Origin of the sequence: Methylocystis iwaonis (genome assembly GCF_027925385.1) — a bacterium.
Lineage (GTDB): Bacteria > Pseudomonadota > Alphaproteobacteria > Rhizobiales > Beijerinckiaceae > Methylocystis > Methylocystis iwaonis.
The window spans coordinates 77,274-93,375 of the sequence record NZ_AP027143.1 but is presented as its reverse complement, the minus strand read 5'-3'; the positions used below and the strand labels follow the sequence as shown (position 1 = coordinate 93,375).

General features: G+C 60.8%; 14 protein-coding genes. 4 read left to right on the top strand and 10 right to left on the bottom strand.

Annotated elements, in window-relative coordinates:
- Positions 1 to 12: 12 nt before the first annotated feature.
- From QMG84_RS18155 to QMG84_RS18125, 7 genes are all read right to left on the bottom strand, one after another.
- On the bottom strand, positions 13 to 1,275 hold the full coding sequence (locus QMG84_RS18155) for an MFS transporter (protein ID WP_281932381.1): 1,263 nt from the start codon (positions 1,273 to 1,275) through the stop codon (positions 13 to 15).
- Positions 1,272 to 3,977 (bottom strand): nitrate reductase, encoded by a 2,706-nt coding sequence (locus QMG84_RS18150; protein WP_281932379.1) that lies wholly within the window; start codon positions 3,975 to 3,977, stop codon positions 1,272 to 1,274. Before QMG84_RS18150 ends, QMG84_RS18155 begins: the two co-directional genes overlap by 4 nt.
- 10 nt (positions 3,978 to 3,987) lie before the next feature.
- Positions 3,988 to 4,326 (bottom strand): nitrite reductase small subunit NirD, encoded by a 339-nt coding sequence (gene nirD, locus QMG84_RS18145; protein WP_281932377.1) that lies wholly within the window; start codon positions 4,324 to 4,326, stop codon positions 3,988 to 3,990.
- A gap of 9 nt (positions 4,327 to 4,335) precedes the next feature.
- Positions 4,336 to 6,816, bottom strand: a complete 2,481-nt coding sequence (nirB, locus tag QMG84_RS18140; protein WP_281932375.1) for a nitrite reductase large subunit NirB — start codon at positions 6,814 to 6,816, stop codon at positions 4,336 to 4,338.
- A 363-nt stretch (positions 6,817 to 7,179) separates the two neighbouring features.
- Positions 7,180 to 8,343, bottom strand: coding sequence for a CmpA/NrtA family ABC transporter substrate-binding protein (locus QMG84_RS18135; protein ID WP_281932373.1), 1,164 nt, complete (start codon positions 8,341 to 8,343; stop codon positions 7,180 to 7,182).
- Complete coding sequence (locus tag QMG84_RS18130; RefSeq protein WP_281932371.1) at positions 8,340 to 8,912, bottom strand: ANTAR domain-containing response regulator; 573 nt, start codon at positions 8,910 to 8,912, stop codon at positions 8,340 to 8,342. The genes QMG84_RS18135 and QMG84_RS18130 overlap by 4 nt, the downstream gene beginning before the upstream one ends.
- Before the next feature lie 111 nt (positions 8,913 to 9,023).
- Entirely contained in the window at positions 9,024 to 10,115 is a 1,092-nt protein-coding gene (locus QMG84_RS18125) for an alpha-amylase (RefSeq protein ID WP_281932369.1), read from the bottom strand.
- 528 nt (positions 10,116 to 10,643) lie between these two features.
- Between QMG84_RS18125 and QMG84_RS18120 the strand changes: the two genes are divergently transcribed.
- Entirely contained in the window at positions 10,644 to 12,038 is a 1,395-nt protein-coding gene (locus QMG84_RS18120; protein ID WP_281932367.1) for a cytochrome B6, read from the top strand.
- Positions 12,039 to 12,169: 131 nt separating this feature from the next.
- Positions 12,170 to 12,673 carry a DUF4142 domain-containing protein gene (locus tag QMG84_RS18115; protein WP_281932365.1) on the top strand — a complete coding sequence of 168 codons (504 nt, stop codon included), beginning with the start codon at positions 12,170 to 12,172 and terminating at the stop codon, positions 12,671 to 12,673.
- A 6-nt stretch (positions 12,674 to 12,679) separates the two neighbouring features.
- Here the strand turns inward: QMG84_RS18115 and QMG84_RS18110 are convergent, their stop codons facing one another.
- The 3 genes from QMG84_RS18110 to QMG84_RS18100 are packed head-to-tail and all read right to left on the bottom strand — an operon-like array spanning position 12,680 to position 14,713.
- Positions 12,680 to 13,135, bottom strand: a complete 456-nt coding sequence (locus tag QMG84_RS18110; protein ID WP_281932364.1) for an MgtC/SapB family protein — start codon at positions 13,133 to 13,135, stop codon at positions 12,680 to 12,682.
- Between the two features lie 22 nt (positions 13,136 to 13,157).
- Complete coding sequence (locus QMG84_RS18105) at positions 13,158 to 13,610, bottom strand: SulP family inorganic anion transporter (protein WP_281932362.1); 453 nt, start codon at positions 13,608 to 13,610, stop codon at positions 13,158 to 13,160.
- Between the two features lie 5 nt (positions 13,611 to 13,615).
- The gene (locus QMG84_RS18100) at positions 13,616 to 14,713 is read right to left on the bottom strand and encodes a SulP family inorganic anion transporter (protein WP_281932361.1); all 1,098 of its coding nucleotides are present in this window, start codon (positions 14,711 to 14,713) and stop codon (positions 13,616 to 13,618) included.
- A gap of 145 nt (positions 14,714 to 14,858) precedes the next feature.
- On the opposite strand from QMG84_RS18100, the gene QMG84_RS18095 reads away from it, so the two are divergent.
- Together QMG84_RS18095 and QMG84_RS18090 are read left to right on the top strand one after the other, a co-directional pair.
- Positions 14,859 to 15,518, top strand: coding sequence for a carbonic anhydrase (locus QMG84_RS18095; RefSeq protein WP_281932360.1), 660 nt, complete (start codon positions 14,859 to 14,861; stop codon positions 15,516 to 15,518).
- Between the two features lie 61 nt (positions 15,519 to 15,579).
- Positions 15,580 to 16,047, top strand: coding sequence for a hypothetical protein (locus QMG84_RS18090; protein WP_281932357.1), 468 nt, complete (start codon positions 15,580 to 15,582; stop codon positions 16,045 to 16,047).
- The last annotated feature ends 55 nt before the right edge of the window (positions 16,048 to 16,102 follow it).

Sequence of the window (16,102 nt, the reverse complement as noted above, 5' to 3'; positions counted from 1 at the left end):
CCTCGAAATCAGCTAGATTCTCGCCCCAGACACCGCGCCCCACGTGGTGCGCCACCGGGTCTTCACGATAAACAAGCCGATGAGGCCGAGCAGCGCAAGAAGGCCGAAGAAAACAAAGCCGCCGCTGAAGCCGCCTGTGGCGCCTTTCGAAAAAGCCAGGGTTTTGGCGAGGAAAAAGCCGCCCAGGCCCCCCGCCGCGCCGACGAGACCCGTCATGGCGCCGATCTCCCGGCGGAACCTTTGCGGCAGCAACTGGAACACCGCGCCATTCCCCATGCCAAGGCAGAGCACGCCGATAGAGAACAAGCCGACCGCCGCGAAGGCGACCGGCGGAAGCTGCGTCAGATTCCAGCCCGCCGCGCCAGCCGCCGGGGCCGGCCCGGCAGGTAGAAGCGCGATCGCGAAGTAGCACAGCGAGACGGCCGCAAAGAGAAAAGACAACGTCTTCACGCCGCCGATCCGATCGGCGATGTAGCCGCCAACGGGTCGGAAACCCGAGCCAAAGGCGACGATGATGGAGACCATCAGTCCGGCGGCGACGCCGGACGCGTGGTACTGCGCCGTGAAGTAAAGCGGCAGCGCAGAGGCGAGCCCGACAAAGCCGCCGAAAGTGATGAAGTAGAAGAACATGAACCATAGGCTGTCGGAGTCGCGCAATATCTTGCCGTAATCGGACAGGCTGATCGTCGCCTTCGCGCCCGGCGCGTCCTTCGCGGCGATTGCGTAAATCGCAAAGACGGCGAGCATCAAGGCGAAAAGCACACCGTAAACCGTTCGCCAGCCATATGTCTCGGCGATCCACGGCGCGAACAACGCGTCCAGCACAACGCCCATATTTCCGGCGCCTGCGATGCCCATCACCAAGCCTTGGTATTGCGGCGGATACCAGCGCCCCGCCTGGGGCAGGGCGACGGCGAAAGACGCCCCGGCGATGCCGAGCACAATCCCGAAGAGCGCGATCGCTGAAGGACCGGTTAGTCCGAGGACGCTGACGAGCGCAACAGCGAACATCACGATCGCTTGGGCGACGATCCCCGCCTTTTTCGAACCGATGCTATCGGCAATAAGCCCGAGCGGCACGCGGAAAAAGGCGCCGCCAAGAACCGGAATCGCCACGAGCGACAACTTGTCCTCGACAGGGATCTGCATGCCTTTGGTGATGTAGATCATCAGCGGACCGAGAGAGACCCAGGCCATGAAGCTGATGTCGAAATAAAGGAAAGCGGCAAGCAGCGTGGGCCAATGGCCAGCTTTTCTGAAGTCGTCGAGTTTCATGCGTGCTCCTCTTGGGGTGAATCCTGGGCCGGCGCCGGCGCGCGCTGGGCGTGGCTGGCTTTTTCATTGATGAGGCGCTGAATCTCGGGGCGGCATGAGCCACACCCCGTCCCGGCGCGCGTCGCGCGCCCGATGGCTTCGACCGTTCGCGCGCGGCCGTCGATCGCCACCTCTATCTCTTTCGCGCCGACCCCGTGGCAGATGCAGACCGTGCGGCCGCAATCGGCGTGCGACAGCGGCCGGGCGGCAAGAAGCGACATCAAGTCTTTTGGATCATGCGAGGCGAATTTCTCGCACAAAAACGCACGCGCCGCTTCGACGGGTTCTCGCGACATGATAAACAAGCCCAGCGCCCGACCATGTTGATGGGCAAGGAAACGAAACGCCCCTCGTCCGAAATCCTCGACGCAGGCGAGTGCTGCGCTGTCCGCGGTGACGCCAAAGAGTTCGCGGGCGTATCTTTCGAAGTCTTCCGGTTCGCTTAGGCCCGCGAGCTCCATACGCCAGCCAAAACCCGTTCGCGCCAGCGCCCAGTAGCCGGCGTCGACATCGCTTGGTTTGTTGCGCGTCAGCGCGAAGCCGAACCAGGCAGCCGGCCAAGGCTCGATGCCAACGAACGCGCCTTTCGAATTTGGCTGGCCGGAAATCGGATCCGTATTCGCGCCGACAAGCGCGTCGATGCGGCCGCAGCTCGAATTCTGCTGCGTCCAGTGGATCGGCGCAAAAAGCGACCCTCTCCTTTGGCGATCGGTGACAAGCGCGCGAAGAATCACCGAGCCATGCGCATTAGAAAGACGCGCCAGACTCGCCGGCAGAATATCGAGGGCTCGGGCGTCCGCCGGGTGAATTTCGACAAAGGGCTCGACGATGTGCCGCGATAGGCTTGGCGCGACGCCCGTCCGGGTCATGGTGTGCCACTGATCCCGGATACGGCCAGTGTTGAGAGTGAACAACCCCGCATTGCGCTTCTTGGGCGGATGAAACGGCGTGACGATAAAGCGCGCGCGGCCGTCCGGCGTGAAGAAGCCGCCGTTGGCGAAGAACCTTTCCGATCGTCTGCTCAGGAATGAGCCCTTGCGCCGCGGCCATTGGAAAGGGGAAAGGCTGTCATAATCGCGTTGCGAAATGTCGTCGTAGTCCGAGATATCGAAATCCCGTGATCCATTATTCAGATGACCCGAAAGACCGGCGTATTCCCGAAAAATGTCATGGGGCCCGCCGTAGTCGAAACCCCTTGAATAACCCATAAGCTTCGCAACACGGCAAATGCTCCACCAATCGGGCATGGTATCGCCGGGAGCCTGACGCAACGGCCTTTGACGCGAGATGCGCCGTTCCGAATTCGTGACCGTTCCGTCCTTCTCTCCCCAGGCGCGCGCCGGAAGCAGGACATGCGCAAATTCGGATGTATCCGTGCGCTCTACGACGTCCGAAACAACGACAAAGGGGCATGAGGCCAGCGCAGCCTTCACACTGTCGGCGTCGGGCAAGCTATCGGCTGGATTTGTCCCAATAATCCACAGCGCCTTGATCGTCCTGTCGGAGACGGCCTTGAAGAGATCAACGGCTTTGAGGCCGGGCTTGGTTGCGATAGTGGGCGAACGCCAATAGCGCCGCACGATATCCTGGTGCCGCGGATCATGAAGCTCCATATGGCAGGCGAGCTGATTGGCGAGCCCGCCAACCTCGCGCCCACCCATGGCGTTTGGTTGCCCCGTCACCGAAAAAGGCCCCGCGCCGGGCTTTCCGATACGCCCCGTCGCGAGATGGCAGTTCAGGATCGCATTGACCTTGTCGGTTCCGCAAATCGACTGATTTACTCCTTGTGAGTAGACCGTCACGACGCGCTCATTCTCAGCGTAAAGCTCGTAGAAGCGCTGCAGTGACGCCTCTTCAATCCCTGTTGCTTTCGCCACGGAAGCGACGTCCCATGAATCCGCGATGGCGAGCGCATCGTCGAACCCGTGGGTGTGAAGGGCCACGTAAGATGCGTCGCATTTCCCGCTGCGATCGAGATGACGGAGCAAGCCAAGAAAAAGCGCGACGTCGGAGCCGGGCGCAATTGAAAGCTGGAGGTCGGAAATTTCGCTCGTCGCCGTGCGCCGGGGATCGACGTTGACGACTCGCATCTCGGGCCGTGCGGCCTTTGCGTTTTCGAGGCGGTGAAATAGCACCGGATGGCACCAGGCGAGGTTCGATCCGACTAGAACAACGAGGTCCGAAAGTTCGAGATCCTCATAAACATTCGGGACAATGTCTGCGCCGAAGGCGCGCTTGTGCCCGGCGACGGTCGACGCCATGCAGAGACGAGAATTAGTGTCGATATTTGCGGAGCCGATGTAACCTTTCATCAGCTTATTGGCGACGTAGTAATCTTCTGTGAGCATCTGTCCGGAGACATAGAAGGCGACGGAACTGGGGCCGTAGGTCTGTATCGCCTCCCGAAAGCGGCCGGCGACCATTGCAAGCGCCTCGCTCCAACTCGCGCGTTTGTCGAAAATTCGCGGATGAAGCAAACGCTCGTTTAGCGTCAACGTCTCGGCGAGGGTCGCGCCCTTGATGCAAAGCCGGCCGAAATTCGCCGGATGCTTTTCATCTCCGGAAATATGGACTCCGCCGGAGGCGGAAACGGTCGCCTTGACGCCGCATCCGGTTCCGCAATAGGGGCAAGTCGTGCGAATGATTTTAGAAGACGCGCTCATTGTCGCTCCTTCATGGCGTAACGGCGACGGTCATTTCGAGATAGACGCGCCCCTTTTCGATCTTGACTGGAAAACTGCGCGCACAGCCGTGATCGGCTCCGGTGGCGGATCCGCTGTCGAGATCGATGATCCAGTTGTGGAGAGGGCAGGCGACCTTTCGGCCATGAATGATGCCCTCGCTCAAAGGGCCGCCCTTGTGGGGGCATCGATTCTCGAGGGCGAAGACCTCGTCTCCGGCGGTGCGGAAGACCGCTATGTTTCGTCGCGGCGTTTTGACGACACGCGCGCCGCGTTGAGGGATTTGCTCGAGTGGCCCAATGTCGAACCAGTTTGGCGAAAGATGAGTCATCGCGCGTCCTCACTCCGCCGCAAGTTGCGCAATGGGCGCAACGATCGCCAAGGGTGCGAATTCCTGCGCGTTGAAGCCCGCCGCGCGTTCCGCCCAAGGATCCTTGCGCACGGCGCGCTGTGAAACGAGGAAGCGTTCATAAAGCGCTTTGCGCGCTACATGATCTTCCGTGATTATATGACGCACGCGCTCCAGGCCGGTTTTCTCGACCCATTTGTAAAGCCGGTCGAGATAGGCGGCCTCTTCTCGATAGAGCTGCAAGATCGCGGCGACATATTCGAGCGTTTCCTCTTCGGTCTCGACATGCCCAAGAAGGTCCGTTGCGCGCACATGCAGCCCGGCCGCCCCTGCAATATGAATATCGAACCCCGAATCCACGCAGATGACGCCAATGTCCTTCACCGTCGCCTCGGCGCAATTGCGCGGACAGCCAGATACGGCGAGTTTTACTTTGGCGGGCGTCCAGGAGCCGCACAACAGCCGCTCGAGCTTAACGCCGAGTCCCGTGGAATCCTGCGTGCCGAACCGGCACCATTCCTTGCCGACGCAGGTCTTCACCGTACGCAATCCCTTGGCGTAGGCATGGCCCGAGACGAGCCCGGCGCGATTGAGTTCCGCCCACACGGCAGGCAAATCTTCTTTTTTGACCCCGAGCAAATCGATACGCTGCCCGCCTGTGACTTTGACGGTCGGGATACTGAAGCGATCCGCAACATCTGCGATGGCGCGCAATTCATTCGGAGTCGTCAGCCCGCCCCACATGCGCGGGACGACAGAGAAGGTGCCATCCTTTTGGATGTTTGCGTGCACGCGCTCATTGACGAAGCGCGATTGTGCATCGTCGCGGTAAGCCAGCGGGAATGCGCAAAGCAGATAGTAATTCAACGCTGGTCGGCAGGAAGGGCAACCGCAGGAGGTCTTCCAGCCGAGTTCTTGCATAACAGCCGGCAGAGAGGAGAGGCTTCTGGAGACAATAAAGCCGCGCACTTCCTCATGCGTGAGGTCCGTGCACCTACACATGGGCTTACGCGTCGCGCCTTTGTATGTGTCTCCAAGCGCGCCGACGATCAACGCTTCCACTTTGGATGTGCATTGACCGCAGGAGGCGGACGCCTTCGTCTGCGCCCGCACCTCGTCGAGAGACGTCAGGCCCTGTTCCGTGATCGTCGAAACGATCGCTGCTTTACATACGCCGTTGCAGCCGCAGATCTCCGCATCATCCGGCAACACTGCAACGGCCGCCGTAGGGTCCAGCGGCGATCCTCCCTGATACGCCTGCCCAAAGATGAGCGTATCGCGCATCGCGGCGATGTCCGTCTCTTTTTTCAGGAGGTCGAATAACCACGGTCCGTCTTCGGTCTCGCCGTAAAGCACTGCGCCCTTGAGGCGATTATCCCGAAGCACGATGCGCTTGTAGACGCCGCGCGATGGATCGCGCAAAATGATCTCGTCATCGTCGTCTCCCAGCGTAAAATCGCCGGCGGAGAAAAGATCAATGCCCGATACTTTCAGTTTCGTAGAAACGACCGAACCCTGGTAGCGCGCCGCGCTATCGCCGCACAGCCGCGCCGCCACAACTTTGGCCATTTCGAAAAGAGGCGCCACAAGGCCGTAGCATTGGCCGCGATGCTCGACGCATTCGCCGACTGCATAAATATCAGGATCGCTGGTGAGCATTTCGTCATCGACCCTGACGCCGCGCTCGACCACGAGACCTGCCTCTTTGGCGAGACGCGCATTGGGTCGAATCCCCACCGCCATCACGACCATGTCACAGCGAATGTCTCTGCCTCCGTCCAGCTTGACGGCTTCGACCTTCGAGCTGCCGAGGATCGCCTGAGTGTTCGTTCCGGTCAGAACCTCGATGCCGCGCCTCTCGATGGCTTTCTGCAACAGATAGCCCGCGGAGGGATCCAGTTGCCGCTCCATCAACGTTGGCATCAAGTGAACGACGGTCACCGCCATCCCCTTTGACTTGAGCCCAGCCGCCGCCTCCAATCCCAACAACCCACCGCCGATGACAACCGCATGGCCGCCTTTTTCAGCCTGTCCCAGCATGGCGTCGACGTCGTCGAGGTCACGGAAGGTGACAACGCCGGGCAGATCGACGCCATGAACGGGGATGGCGATTGGCGCGGAACCGGTCGCGATGAGCAGTTTGTCGTAATGCTCGTTCCGGCCTGACGCCGTCGTCACGCGCTTTGCGTTTCGATCGATGGAGACGACCGTCTCGCCCTTATGCAGCGCAACCCCATGGCGGGCATACCAGCTCTCGCCATGAATAATGATGTCCTCATAGGCCTTCTCACCGGCGAGAACCGGCGACAACATGATGCGGTTGTAATTGACGCGCGGCTCCGAGCCGTAAACGCTCACATCGAATGCTCCCGATCGGCGCTCAAAAAGCTCTTCGAGCACGCGGCCGGCCGCCATTCCGTTGCCGACGACAACGAGCTTGGGTCTATTCGCTTGATGCGTGGTGACAGGCATATTCTCGACTTCTGTTGAGCGTCCTCGCGGTCCGTTCACACAGTCGATCGTCTTGTTTCTATGAAGCTTGGCAAGACGACCGCGTCGCCTTGGAATCTTTTGCAGGATTCCACGGCGGCGTCTGTGACCGAGCCCATCGTTGGGCGCGGTTCCGGCGGACCGGAGGTCGTCGTTGACCGAAAACTCTCTTGCAGGAAGCGGGCCAAATACGCGCAACTTCCTCGATGCGCGTCCATCTCGCGAGAAATCGCGGGCTCCCAGGCGAATGCGCCAACTTGCAAGCTTGTCGATTATTGTCTTTGGCGCTTACTTCAGGGGCGCCGCTAGCTCAAAACATAATTTGATTGCCTAGAGACTGGGCGCTCAAATTTTCGAGCCGATATCAAAGCCGTTCAAATAAGAATCGAGATCACGCTCGTCGAGATCAGGCCCCGCAAACGCGCCGACGACGTCGGGAAGCGATGGGGACGAGACCTCCCGAACGCCAATAGCTGCGTCGTAAAGATCGGGGCGATAGACTGCTTTCGCAATCTCCACGAGCCCGGTAGAAAAGCGAGCCTGGCCCCAGCGGAGCATTTGCGCATAAATCCAAACGGCATGGCGAGGATCGGGCCGGCAGGCGTTATTTTTTCCAAATATGAGATAATCTTCACATGCGCGCGCGCCGCCCCGCGAGTCGAGGTTTATTTGCCCCGCGAGCGTGCCTCGGATCGCGTGGTGACCAACGCCAATGCAATCCGGACGCGCCAACACGCTTACGACGTCGTCGCGGTTCGTCGGATCATCGACATACGTCGCCGCCCGAGAGATCGCGCGCGCCAAAGCGGCCGCGACGTCTGGATCATCCGCCGCAGCGGCCTCGCGCATGGCCAAGACCTTCTCCGGCGCGCGGGAGAAGATTTCGCAACCAAAGTGAAGAATGATTCCGACGTCGGCGTCGACGGCCAAGGAGCTCCAGGGTGCGCCGACACAGAAGCCGTCGATCTGCCCTCTCGTTAAGCTTTCGACCATATAGGGCGGCGGAAGCACGACTAGTCGTACGTCCTCGTCCGGGTCGATTCCGCCTTCGGCCAGCCAATAGCGAAGTTCATAGTTGTGCATCGAGAAGGGAAACGTCATCCCGAATGTCAGAGGCTCGTCGCCATGCTCCGCGCGTTTTTGAACGATCTTTCCGAGCGCCTTGGCGCTTACCGCGGGATCTGAAAGCCTGTCATCAGAAGCTTCTTGCAGCTCGAGAAATAGCTTGCGCGACAAAGTGATTGCGTTGCCGTTCATGGCGAGGCTGATGGGAGAGACGAGCGGCGCCTTTACATGTCCAAGGCCGAGGTTCGAAGCCACGGCCATTGGCGCGAGGAGATGAGCGGCGTCGAACAAGCCTATGGCCAATTTGTCACGAATGTTGGACCATGACGCCTCCCGAACCAACTGGACGTCCAGACCTTCCTCCGCCGTAAATCCTTTGTCGACCGCTATGAGCAAAGTCGCCGCATCGACGAGCGGGATGAAGCCAATCCGCACAATTTTCATTTCAGCAGCTCTCTCGCCATAATGATCGATCTGGCGATGTCGCCAATCTTCTTATTTTCCCGCATCGCGGCGCTGCGCATCAGCCGATAAGCCTGGTCCTCGGAGATGTTCTTCGACTTCATCAATATGCCCTTCGCGCGGTCGACGTCTTTCCGCTGCTCGAGATCGTCTTTCGCACGCTCGAGCTCGCTTTGAAGCTTGGAAAAGGCGTTGAACCGCGAGACGCAAAGGTCGAGTATGGATTTGATGCGCTCTTTCTTCAATCCGTCGACGATATAGGCGGACACGCCCGCATCCACGGATCTTTGTATCGAAACGGCGTCGCTCTGGTCGACAAACATGGCGATGGGCCTGCGCACGGCGCGACTCACCTGAAACATCTGCTCCAGCGTGTCTCGAGACGGGTTTTCGAGGTCGATCAGAATCACATCCGGATCGATGGCGTAGATTCGCGCGAGAAGATTGTTCATCTCGCCTATCCGCTGGACCTGCCCAAGCCCCGCCTCTCGCAGGCCCTCTTCAAGGATGACTGCGCGGATCGGGTTTTCGTCGACGATAACGATTTTCACGGCCCTGTATCCGCAGGAATTGGGTTTGCGCCCACTTACATTAAGCGCGATGGCTGGAGAAGCGCCAGCAGGCGCCTTTGGCTTCGCCAGTTTCTGCTGCGGCGCGAGGCCCTAGATCTTGAAGCGCAGCGCCAGCCCCGCTTGCCACGCTTTCGATAGCTGAGGGCCGTTTAGATTCTGATAGACCGGCAACCCGGCTTCGATTGCAAGAAGGACATTTTCATATCCCACCAATTTGCCGCTGATCGTCGCGCCGCCAAAGAGCTCCACGCGCTGGCCGCCATAGAATTTCGGATTCGCCGCCTGCGCCTTTCCAGCGATGTTCCAGTCGAAGCCTCGGATTGGGCCTTCGAGGCTGCCTGTCACGCGAAAAGTCGTCGTCACGCCGGGGATCCAGCTATATCCGCCCCACCCGGTAAATTCGTGGAGATCGCCCCACCGATAGCCTTCCGGATTTGCGGCGAGCGGAAAACGCCCGCGATAAGACAGGCCCCAGGACCAATTATTCAGTTGGCCGGCGTAAACGACGCCGGGCATTGCGTCGAATGTCCCCGTCCCGATCTGCATTGCATAAAAGGCGCGCGTCGTTGCGTAGGTTCCGTTCGGTTGCAACAAGGTAAATGTGTTGTGGTTGCTCCCGGTCGGGAACGACATGCCGACATTGACCTGCACGCGATTGATGGGATCTTCATAAACGCGCCAGATCGCTGACGCCGTTGTATCCGATATGCTGTCGGTTCCCGTGTAGCTCATGCCGAGAGGCGTAATCCCGCTCAGTCCCTTGAAGGTGAGAAAACTGAGATTTTTTTCAGTCATGCCCGTCGCGACAACGATCGAGAGAACTTTCGTCACGCCATAGGCCAATTGGACGGTCTGAACCGCTTGAAGAGCGCTTTGCGGCACGCCGCGCAATTTTTGCCGCGGGTCGAAAAACCAAGGCGTCGTCGCGACAATCTCCTGCGAGGAGACAGGGCGCGCGCCTTCGAGCGACGTTGACCGTCCGAGGAACTGCGGGACGATCGACAAAATCAGCTTACCGGCTGGCGGCATGTCGGCGCCGAAGACCCCAAGCGGCGCGGGCGCCAAGGGCTGGGGCGGCAAGGGTTGCGGCGGCGGGGTCACCTCGCTTTTTGGCGCGCCATCCGCCCAGGCGCCAGACGCGGCGAGGCAGAGCATAAAAATGGCGCCGCCGATTCTGCTCATCGTTCTCTCACTCATATCTCCCCCTCGCTCCTTCAGCTCGACGCGCGCGAAAGAGCGGCTCGCTGAAAACAAAAAAACGCCGCTGCCCAGAACCGCCGCACGGTTGCGGCAAGTTCTGGAGCAGCGGCGTTGCTGCGTGACCCATCATTGGGAGCTGGCGCCAAAGTCGGCGCATCTGGCGTGGGAGAATGCAAAGGGCGCGCCAAATGAAGACAGGGACGCGTTATCCCATGGCGCTAACTGATTGCGGGGCAACGCTGATCTTGCCCAGTTTAAGGCTGAATATTTTGGAGGCGGCCATGTCTGCAAACTAAGCAAACAGCACACCGGTCGCACTAATATGAGGCGGATTGAACAGTGCAGAACCTCTGTGCCCGCGGAGCGTCGGCCGAAGCGCGGCGCCGACCGAGGAAGGTCGCAGCTCTTCACGCGCCCGACCAAGCGTCGCTGTCGGAACTCGATGAACTGGGAATTGTTGAGATATGTGCTGCGTTCGGAGGACGCAGGGGTTCGCTGCGGGAGGCCCACATGTTCCGTCACGCGCTTTCCTCGATTGCGCCGATCGCGTTTGTTGTAGCGACGTCCTGCGCGACGGCCGATCCTTTACCGCCCGATGCGACCTATCGGCCGTTGCCGACCCAGCCTTTCGACGCAGTGAGGGCCGAGGACGAAGCGCAAAAGCCGGGCGTTATGCAGCGGCAGCAATCGCTGATGCAAGAGCGCTACGACCTGTCGGACCGCGCTCAGCCGGGCGCGATGATGTCCGGCGGGCGCAAGCCGGTGCAGGGCGCCGTTCGCGTCAGATTGCCGCAAGGCGTCTCCTGGGACAGCCTCGCGTCGATGACCCCCGACGACATCCGCAAGAAAGGTTTATTGCCCGCGGGCTTCATGCCGCTTCCGCACGTCAAGCAGGCGACGGGCGGCCAGGTCATTCCAAAGCAACAGATCGACGAGATCAATCGGCAAGAGGGGCGCGACCTGAAGCGATTCGACGTGGATTTCGATCTGCCCGCGCATTTTACGCCGGAGTTTCCCCCGCCGATTTTTTTGACCACCCACCCCGAACTCGGCGACGTATCTCGCGGACAGCTCCTGACCATCAAGAACCATTATTCCATGATGGTCGGGTTCCTCACGCCGGTGCAGCTCGAAGGATTGCGCCTCCTGCTGACGCCATTCCCGCAGGAGGAATTCAACCAAACGGAAGATCGCAAGGTCGCCGAGCAATCGCTCGGCATCAGTTGCCTCGATTGCCATTCGAATTTTCACACCAACGCCGCTTTTCACCTCACCCCCGACGTTCGGCCCCAGGCTTCGCGGTTCCGCCTCGATACGGTCAGTCTTCGCGGCATGTTCAATCAGCAAATCCACGGGTCCAAGCGCTCGCTGCGGTCCGTAGAGGATTTCACCGAATTCGAGCAGCGCACCGCCTATTTCAATGGCGATCATGTCAGCGCGCAGCGTAAGGGCGTCCACCTTCCCAACCGGCCCGATCAAGTCGCGATGATGGCGCAAATGCAGAACATCATCGATTTCCCGCCGGCTCCGAAACTCGACCCGACAGGCAGGCTCGATCCCGCAAAGGCGACGCAGCAGGAGCTTTCGGGCGAGAAACTCTTCCTCGGCAAAGGGCGTTGCGCCGAGTGTCACATCCCTCAGACGTCTTTCCTCGACAACAATATGCATGATCTGAAGCTCGAACGGTTCTACGAGATCGGGCAGACGATCAACGGGCTGGTGGCGCTGCCCGACGGGCCGATCAAGACCTTCACCTTGCGGGGGATAAAGGATACGCCGCCCTATCTGCACGACGGCCGTCTGCTGACGCTCGCCGATACGGTTGAATTCTTCAACCTCGTGTTGGGCGTGAAGCTCACGCAGGAAGAGAAGGACGCTCTCGTCGCCTATATGCTGACGCTGTAGCGATAGAGACGCGAGAATTCCGAAAGGGCCTCAGCATGCGCATATGCTATTTACCGCTCATTCTCGTCGCTTTGGCTTGGCCGGCTCTCGCGCAAGCGCCAGACAGGCGGACAGGCGCAGGAAATCCCGCCTTGGCGCCGCCGCCCAGCGCGAAAGGAAGCGCAATAGCGACGCGTGAAGCCAGCACGTTCAACGACGCGGACAGGCTTTTCCTGCGCGCGGCGGCGACGAACCGCATGGCCGGAGCTGAAGTCGCGCAGCTCGGCGGACAAAAACGCGCGGACGCCGCGGTCGCGCAATTCAGCGAGCGTATGACGAAAGATCACGCAGCGTTGGGCGAGCGGCTCGCCGCCATTGCGAGGGACGCCGGCGTGTCTGCGCCTGCGGCTCTCGACAAGGAGCGCGCCGCTATGCTGGACGAGTTGCGGAGCGCGAGCGGTCCTGACTTCGACAGGCGCTTCTGGACGTATCAGCTCGCCGAACATCAAAAGGCTGCGCAGCTTTTGTCCTATGAGATCGGGTCCGGTCTGAACCCGGCGCTCAAGGGCCTCGCTTCAGAGGTCTTGCCGACCGTTATGCAGCATCTGCGTCAGATCCAGACATATGCGGCGGCGGTGGGAACGGGCTCGCAATAGCGCTGATCAGGTCTCGCCGTCTCGCTTTGCCCGCGCGTCTTCCGTCTCTTCTTCCACTTTGAAGGGCGTGATGAGCTTCAGCGTCACGAAGGTCAAGGTCGCGATGGCGACCGCAACGTCATAGCTTCCGAGCGCGACGGCGACTCCGACCGCGCCTGTCGCCCAAAGGCTTGCCGCCGTCGCCGTCCCATGAACCGAGGCGCCAGTCTTGAGGATCGCGCCGCCGCCGATGAAGCCGATGCCGGTGACGACTCCTTCGACGATGCGCGCAACCCCTTCGGGCGAATTCACGAGGATCGACTCCGCAGCCTGAATGAAGCCACAAGACGCGATCGCCACGAGCGGGAAGGTTCTCAGCCCAGCGCTGCGGTCTTCCTTTTCCCGATCCCATCCGATCGGCAGGGCGAGGACATAAGCTGCGCCGAGCGCGGCGAGATGCGGAAGGATCTGGAAGCGGTCCACTGCTGCATTCCTCGCGTCGCGCTCAGGTCGCATTCGCCGGGCGCCAAGCCTTTTCTTCGAAGAGCCTGTGCACGACGTCCCAGTCGAGATGGAGGCGGCCGCCCGCCGCTTCGAAATTCTCGCCCCAGTCCATGAGCATCGTCAGGCAGGCGTGGTCGATATAAGTGAGTCCGCTCAGATGAATATGCGCGTCATAGCCCGCCGGAATCTTCTCGAAAACGCCGGCGAACCTCGGCAGACGGATGAAGGTCGCGGCGCCGTCGAGAAACACATGCGCGACGCCTGAAGCTTCGTCCTTTTCGACTCGAATGTCGAGATGAGAGAAAGTGTAGACGAGCCTCGCCAGCGATACGCCGATGCCGAGCAATATGCCTGTTAGAAGATCGAATCCAACGACGCCCGCGAAAGTGACGCCGAAGACGAGCGCCTCGATGCGATCCTGTCTCCAGAGATCCGTAGCGAAGTCCACCTTCACGAGCTTCACGCCGGTGTAAACGAGAATGGCGCAAGGGCGGCGATTGGAATCATGCTGAGCAGTTGCGGCAGCAGCAGCACGAAGAGCAGCATCCAGGCCCCATGGAGGAACGCCGAAAGGCGCGTACGCCCGCCCGCCATGATGTTGGCGGACGTGCGCACGATAACGCCGGTCAGCGGCAAGACGTTCAAGAAGCCGCACAGAATATTGCCTGTCCCCTGCGCGACGAGCTCACGGCTGTAACGCGTGCGCTCGGCATGGCGCTGGAGTGAATCTGCCGCCGTGGCGGTGAGCAGCGATTCGGCGCTGGCGACGAAGGCGAGCGACAGACCGGCGAGCCAGACGCCAATGTCGCGCAAGGCGTCGAGATCGGCGAGGCTCGGCGCACGCGCCGCGTCGAGCAGGCTCTCCGGCACGGGCACGCGCCTCATGTCGAGATCGAATATGGCCGCAGCCGCGGTGGCGGCGACGACGCCGAGCAGCGCCGCCGGCACGAGCCTCAGCGCTTTCGGCGCGAGAACAGACCATAAGGCGACGATCGTGATCGTCAGAAGGCCGATCATCGCGGCGGGTCGATGCTCAGCTACGGTAATCCCTTTGAACACCGCTTCGGGGATGAACCACAGATTGATCACGCCGCCGAATTCCTGGCCCGTGCCCGGCGGCGCGTCGTCGACCATGACGTGAAATTGCGAGGCGAAAATCAGCACGCCGATGCCCGCGAGCATCCCTTGAATGAGCGCCGGGGACACGGCGCGAAACACGGGACCCAGCCGGAAAAGCCCGGCAAGAACCTGGATCGATCCGCCGATCGCAACAATGATCCCGAGCGCTTCGAAGCCGAATTTCTGAATGAATGCTGCGACCATAACGGTCAAGCCCGCGGCGGGGCCGCTCACTTGCAAGGGGCTGCCGGACAGCGGTCCAACAACCAGGCCGCCGACGATCGCCGTCACCAGACCCACCGGCGCAGCCTTTTCCATGGGCACGCCGGAGGCAATTGCGATGCCCATTGAAAGCGGCAGCGCCACCAGAAAGACGACGATGGAGGCGAAAAGGTCGTGTCCGAATGTTCGCGCAAGCGGCGCCTTCAGTGACTCCATCGGCGTCTTCTCCTCGAATGTTTCTGAGGAGAAATAATGGGAGCGCCTCGTTCTACCAGCCCAGCGGCGCCGAAAGCGCGGGCCGCTTGCTTGAATTCACTCCGGAGGCCGTCATCTTTTTAGGAGTCCCGGTAAGGAGAAGGCGATGCAGCGGCTTGTCGAGGGTCTCCATCATTTCCAGAGTGAAATCTTTGGCTCGCAGCGCGCGCTGTTCGAGCGCCTGGCGCTTGGCCAGAGGCCCGAAACAATGTTCATCACCTGTGCGGATTCGCGCATTGATCCCAATCTTCTCACCCAGACAGCGCCAGGCGAGCTCTTTATCATGCGCAACGCCGGCAATTTCGTGCCGCCCTATAATCCTCACAGCGGCGAGGCGGCGACGATCGAGTTCGCAGTAGCGGCGATCGGCGTGCGAGACATCGTCGTCTGCGGCCATTCCCATTGCGGCGCCGTGGAGGCGATCCTCGATCCGCCGCCGCCTGCGCGATTCCCCGCGCTCACGAATTGGCTTGCCAACGCCGAGTCGACGCCGCGTATCCTGCGGGACAAATATCCAGAAGCCGATCCGACGCGCCTGCTCAACGTCGCCGTTCAGGAAAACGTGCTGATGCAGCTCGAGAATCTGCGCACACATCCGGTCGTCGCCTCCGGCCTTGCGCAGGGTAATCTTAATCTGCACGGCTGGGTCTACAAGATCGAGACGGGCGAGGTCTTCGGCTACGATCCGCAAGCCCGTCAGTTCGGGCCGCTCACCTTGCACCGAGACGGGGAGGGCGCCGCGCCGCCCGCCGCGCGCAGCGTCTAGCGCGCTTTCCGCCCGCATGGAATCACCGGCAGACAAGGGCAGGGGAGAGAGGATCGTTAGAATGAAGGCGGGTCTTCTCGCGGCTGTCCTTTTCGCTCTCTGGGCGGCTCCGGCGTTCGCCGTCGAGAAAAGGCATCATTATGGTCACTTGCCGATCCATGTGCGTGGGACGCTGCAGGGCTGGCAGACGCATGAAGATGTTTTCTACGCTCGCTCGGGTCAGCGCGTTCTGATCAAAATCCATTCGGCGCGCATGAAATGGCTCGTCATTTCCGTGACGTCGCTTTCCACCCATACGCCAATCTTCAGATCGGGCGAGACACAGGGCGCGAGTCGGGAAGTCACGCTTCCCCGCGACGGGGCCTATACGCTGAAGGTCACAATTCGCCCCGACGGGGCGCGGCTTGGCCGACGCGTCGACTTCAGAATAGACATCACCGCAGCCTCGCGCCTCGCCTATGGTCTCGGGAAACCCGATCGATCGCTCGAACGCCCACTGAGCCTACGTTACTTTGGTCGGGGCGGGTAGAGTGTCCAGGACTGGAACTCTTCGTTCGAGCGCGTCTTCTCTGCGAAAGCTCGAT